General features: G+C 68.5%; 3 protein-coding genes and 2 pseudogenes. 2 read left to right on the top strand and 3 right to left on the bottom strand.

Going from position 1 to position 4,852, the window contains the following annotated elements:
• On the top strand, nt 1-1,394 hold a 1,394-nt coding region (locus tag VLF18_RS03595), incomplete at its 5' end, for a hypothetical protein (RefSeq protein WP_325278253.1).
• A 508-nt stretch (nt 1,395-1,902) separates the two neighbouring features.
• Here the strand turns inward: VLF18_RS03595 and VLF18_RS03590 are convergent.
• From VLF18_RS03590 to VLF18_RS23095, 3 genes and pseudogenes are all read right to left on the bottom strand, one after another.
• Nucleotides 1,903-3,432: an MBL fold metallo-hydrolase gene (locus VLF18_RS03590; RefSeq protein ID WP_325278252.1), complete on the bottom strand. Its 1,530-nt coding sequence runs from the start codon at nt 3,430-3,432 to the stop codon at nt 1,903-1,905.
• A 310-nt stretch (nt 3,433-3,742) separates the two neighbouring features.
• Nucleotides 3,743-3,988, bottom strand: a pseudogene (locus VLF18_RS23100) (thioesterase domain-containing protein); the annotation flags it as partial.
• A pseudogene (locus VLF18_RS23095) lies at nt 3,963-4,190 on the bottom strand (thioesterase II family protein); the annotation flags it as partial. The pseudogenes VLF18_RS23095 and VLF18_RS23100, both read right to left, overlap by 26 nt.
• Before the next feature lie 154 nt (nt 4,191-4,344).
• Between VLF18_RS23095 and VLF18_RS03580 the strand changes: the two are divergent.
• Nucleotides 4,345-4,852: hypothetical protein (locus VLF18_RS03580; RefSeq protein ID WP_325278250.1), on the top strand; the 508-nt coding region annotated here is incomplete at its 3' end.

Raw genomic sequence — 4,852 nt, 5'->3', positions numbered from 1 at the left:
TGGGGCTCAACATCCTCGACACCTACGACCTGATGGACCTCAATGTCAGCACCGGCCAGCCGCAGGACCTGTTCTCGGCCAACAGCACATCGCTGCAGGCGGTCACGGCGGCGAATCCGGGCCTCGCCTCGCAGACCGCGTATCTGTTCGCCGACCAGGTCGATCCGACGCGCACGCAGCGGCCGCTGCACATCTGCAACATGGGCCTGTTCGTCGATGTGCCCACGTTTTCGTTCCCGCTGCTCGCGCCGGTGCAGTCCAACGGACTCATGACCGGCACGGTCGGCGCACCGCCCGATGCGACCGACGCGAACAAGCTCACCGTCGGCGGCGGCGGCGTCGAGTCGTTCGCCTACAACTCGACGTTCCAGTCGGAGTCGGCCGGCACCGCCACGGTCACGCAGGCGCGCCAGTGGACGCTGACCGACATCATGGGCACGAGCAGCGCCGCGTTCGCGGAGACCGTGCGCAATCAGATCCAGCAATGGGAAGCGAATCCGGGCCTGTTCCTGAAATGGCTGCTCGCCGAAGGCGAAGCGATCTACGAGTGGATCAAGAGCCATCTGCCGGAAGAGCTGCACTCCGCGGCGCAGCAGCTCGTCGCCCGCGCGCAGCTCGGCGAGAAGGCGATTCCGCAGTTCACGTTTCCGAACCCCGAGGACCTCGTACCGCAGTACGCCTCGTGGCCCGCCGGCGCCGGCGCGGCGAATCCGACGCCGAACATCTACGCTGACGGCGGCAGCCTCGAGAACAATGGTCTCGCGAGCCTGCTCGCCTTCACGGACATCGACAGCGTGATCGTCTGCGTGAACACCGAAATCCCCATGACGGCCGGCGCCGGCATCCCGGACGGCAACGGCGGCTGGGTCAGCGGCACTCAGGTCGTCGTCGACGATTCGATCCCGCCGCTGTTCGGCTATCAGCCCCACGACGACACCGCCGGCTACGTGCTGTATTCGACCGGCAATTCGAGCCCTGAGAATCAATTGTTCGGCCAGAGCCAGGTATTCGCGTCGAGCGAGTTCGCGGGCTTCCTGTCGGGCCTCTGGGCCGCGGCCGGCAGCTCGGCCTCGGCGTCGCAGCCGGCGATCCTCTCGCAGAGCCTGACCGTGCAGGAGAACGCGTGGTTCGGCGTGCCGGCGGGCACGCAGCCGATCACCGTCGTCTGGGTCTATCTCAACTATGCGAGCGACTGGGGCAATCTGTTCGCCGACAACCAGCCGGTGCAGCAGCTCATCGCCTCGGAAGTGCAGAACAACGTCTTCCCGCACTACAACACGCTGACGACGGAACTCTCGGCGACGCAGATCAACCTGCTCGCGCATTTCACGTCGTGGTCGCTCGTCAACGCCGATACGAACACGAAAGTGTTCTCGAACCTGTTCGCCGCGTGACACAGCGGAGCAGGAACAGCGACGCCGGCGGCGATTCCGCCGGCGTCGCTGTGCTCACGCGAAACCTGCGGACTCGAGTTGCAAACGCGTGTGCAACGTCGCCGGCGAACGGAATGCGTCGACGCTCGGAGACGTGAGTTTCGGAAGCGGGAGTCCTCGCCGGCGTTCGAGACGCAGGTCGCGCAACCCGTTCCGGATGCTCGGCTACGGGCACGCGCCCGACTGAAACCCGCTGCAGAACACGCGGTCGATCGCGCCGGACTCGTACGCGCCAATCGAATGCGTTGCCGGCCGGGCGCGCGTTGCCGTCGCCGTCGAGCGGCACCCAGGCCGCAGCCGGGTCACCGGCGCAGATGCGAGCCGTACTATCGCATTTGTCGACAAAATCGCCTGATCGCCATCGTACAAACGCGGTGGCGCGGAATGTCGGATTCCTCGATCGGACCGGCATGCCGCCACCGCGCCGCAACACCGATACGGCCGCACGTCACGAAACCGCGGGCCCTGCTCAGCGCGACGCGGCCTTCTCGCCGGGCGCCGCCGCCTGCACGAATTCCTCGATCGTCACGGTGCGGCCGTGCACCGACGCGATCCGATCGACTTTGAGCTTGCGCTCGGCGAGGAAACGCGCGAACGCGCGGCTGCTCTCCTGCGGCGGTCCCGGCGGCGCGTCGTTGTTCGGCATCGCGAACAGGTCGCCCTGGAACAGCAGGCGTTCTTTCGGCAGATAGGCGATGAGCATCTCGCGTGCATGCGGATGCGGGCCGACGTCGATGAACTCGACGCTGCGGTCGCCGTCGCTGACGACGCGGCGCCCCTTCTCGACGAACAGGAATTCCTGCGCGCGCGGCGATTTCGCGAGGCGGTCGTTCTGCGGCGCCTTCGCCATGGTCTCGACGACCGCGCGATTGCCCGGCGTCGTGACGACGGTCGCGCCCTCGGCGATGAAGCTGCGCAGGCCGCCGATGTGATCGCCGTGGTGATGCGTCATCGCGAGATAGCGGATCGGCTTGCCCGGCAGGGTTTCCTTGATGCGCTGGATCACGCGGTCGGCGCCGGCGCTCGACCCCGGCGCCTCGACCGCGAGCACGAAGTCCTTGAACGCGATCGCGAGCGTGTTCTGGTTCTGCCCGGCGACGTTCTGGATCACGTAGATCCCCTCGCCCAGCTGCTCGACGCGCTGCGGCAGTTCGCTCGCGACGGCCTGCGCCTTCGCATAGCCGTCGGCGGCGACCTCGAACGCCGCGTCGTCGACGGCCGGGTTGATCTCCACGCGTGCGGCGAAGCGCGACGCGGTTTCGCCGGCCTGGCGGAATTCCCAGCGCTTCGGCACTTTGATGCCGCCGCTGTCGACGTAGTCGCCGAACAGCACTTCCGAGGCTTCCTCGCCGGCCAGCGGATCGGTGAAGGCCAGTTCGTACTTCGAGACGAGCCGCGTCTTCGCATCGACGTAGACGGCGACCTGCTGCGTGTCGGGCATCACGAACGTCACGACCTCGTGCGGCGCGCCGTCGAGCACGTCCTCGCCGAGATAGCGCAGCGACGTGCCGCGTTCCAGCGCCTGGCGCAGGATCAGGTTCGGCAGGCGCCGCTGGTATTGCACGAACTGCTGCTGGCTCGCCTGAGCCGCCGGCACGGCGGTCGCAACGCGCGCGCGATGATCGTAGTTCGTACCCTCGCCGCGCTTGAGCACGACCGTGTTGTGTCCTTCGAAGCCCGCGCCGCTATTCGCCGTTTCGAGCCGCAGGCGGCTGCCGCTCAGGTCGAGCAGCAGCGTTTCCTTCGAATGACCCGACTGGAACGGCGCCTGCGGCGTGGTCATCTGCAGACGCGGCCAGGTCTCGCCTTCGAGCGTCAGGCGCACGCTGGTGACGCCTTGTATCGCGGCGGCGCCGCCCATTGCGGCGACCGTCGCGTCGAGCACTTCGCGCGCCTTCGCGTTGGAGCGTTCGGTCAGGGTCTCCGGATTGCCGGCGGAGCCGTCGGCGAGCGCGATCAGCGGCAGCAGCGCGAGCGTGAGTGCGGATAGTCGCAGCATGGCAGTGGATTCCGGGAAAAGGCGGACGGTGCGCCGCGCCCCGGAATCTAGCTGTGCACTTTTTTCGCCGCGACGCGATTGCGCCGTCCCGACGCACGTCTGCGCCGGGCAGCCGCGCGTGATGCAGAAATGCGCGGGAGTGCGGCGCGCACGCTTTCCGGGAACGCGCCGGCAATCGGCGGTTTGCCGGCGGCGCGATCAGCCTGCCCGCAGATGACCGGTCAGGTCGCGCACGTGCCGGATCGGCGCCTCGGCGCAGCATCGGCAACACGAGCTGCATGAGTTCGCGATGGTCCAGCACGTCCGGCGGCATTCCGCCGAAACGCCTGAGCGCCCCGATCAGCGCGTCGTCGTCGAGCCTGCTGAGCGGCGGCGTCGCCCGACGCGCGCGCGGCGCCTCGCAACCCGAGACGAACAATCGCGCGAGCCGGCCCGACGCCTCGGCCGGCAGGCGCCGCGCGATCTCGAACGCGAGCAGCGCGCCGGGACCGTGGCCCGAACAACGGCAGCGCGGGCTCGGCCGCGATCGCCGCGACGCATGCCGCGACGAGCGCATCGCGATCGCGCCACGCCGTTTCGGCGAGTCGCCTGCCGTGACCGGGCAGTTGGATGCCGCAGGCCTCGATGAACGGCTCCCGCGCCGGCTGCCAGTCCAGGAACTGGTTCGCGCCGCCGCCCGCATACGGAAAACAGAACAGGCGCAGCCCGGGATCGGCCGCACCGCGACGCAGCAGCCCGCTCGAATCGGAAGCGGGCATGAGGATTTCCCGAACACGTTCATCGATGGTGCCCGCGGGCCGTACGCCGATTCAACGCGATCGCAACGGCCAGGACTTCCGGCTTACTGACGCTAGGCCTGGCGACGGTTAGCATCCGCGTTGGGACGGACGGGTACCCATCGGGGAAAAACTCATGAACGCACGCACCGGGCTTCGCACTACCGGACTCATCCTTTTTGTCACAACCCTCGTTGTCGGGGCCGTCGCCTGCGCGCCGCGCACGACCGGTTCGACGCGCGCTGCCGGGTCGGACGCGCTGGCCGCGGTGCAGGATCCTGCCCTGCTCGCGCCATTGACCTATGTCGAAGCCGAGGACGAGGGCGAAGGCGGCGACATGGAACCGGTCGATCCGGCCGAACAGCGCGTACAGACCCAGCCACCGCCGCGGCCGGTCGCGCGCGGCGGCGGCGTCTGGACGCCGCTCGGTCCGTCGCCGACGCAGTCGGCGCAGGTCGACGTGCCGCCCGATGACGAGGTGAGCGGCGCGGTCCATGCGATCGCCGCGCATCCGACCAATGCCGACATCCTCTACATCGGCGCGGCCAACGGCGGCATCTGGAAGACCACGAACGCCACCGCGGCGCGGCCCACGTGGACGCCGCAGACCGACGATCTGACCTCGCAGTCGATCGGCGCGCTCG

Source organism: Tahibacter sp. (assembly GCF_035481375.1).
GTDB lineage: Bacteria > Pseudomonadota > Gammaproteobacteria > Xanthomonadales > Rhodanobacteraceae > Tahibacter.
This window is presented reverse-complemented; position numbering and strand designations above follow the sequence as displayed.

Excerpts from the sequence above, each read along its gene's own strand:
- VLF18_RS03590 (WP_325278252.1), bottom strand. The coding sequence starts at position 3,432 with ATGCTGCGACTATCCGCACTCACGCTCGCGCTGCTGCCGCTGATCGCG.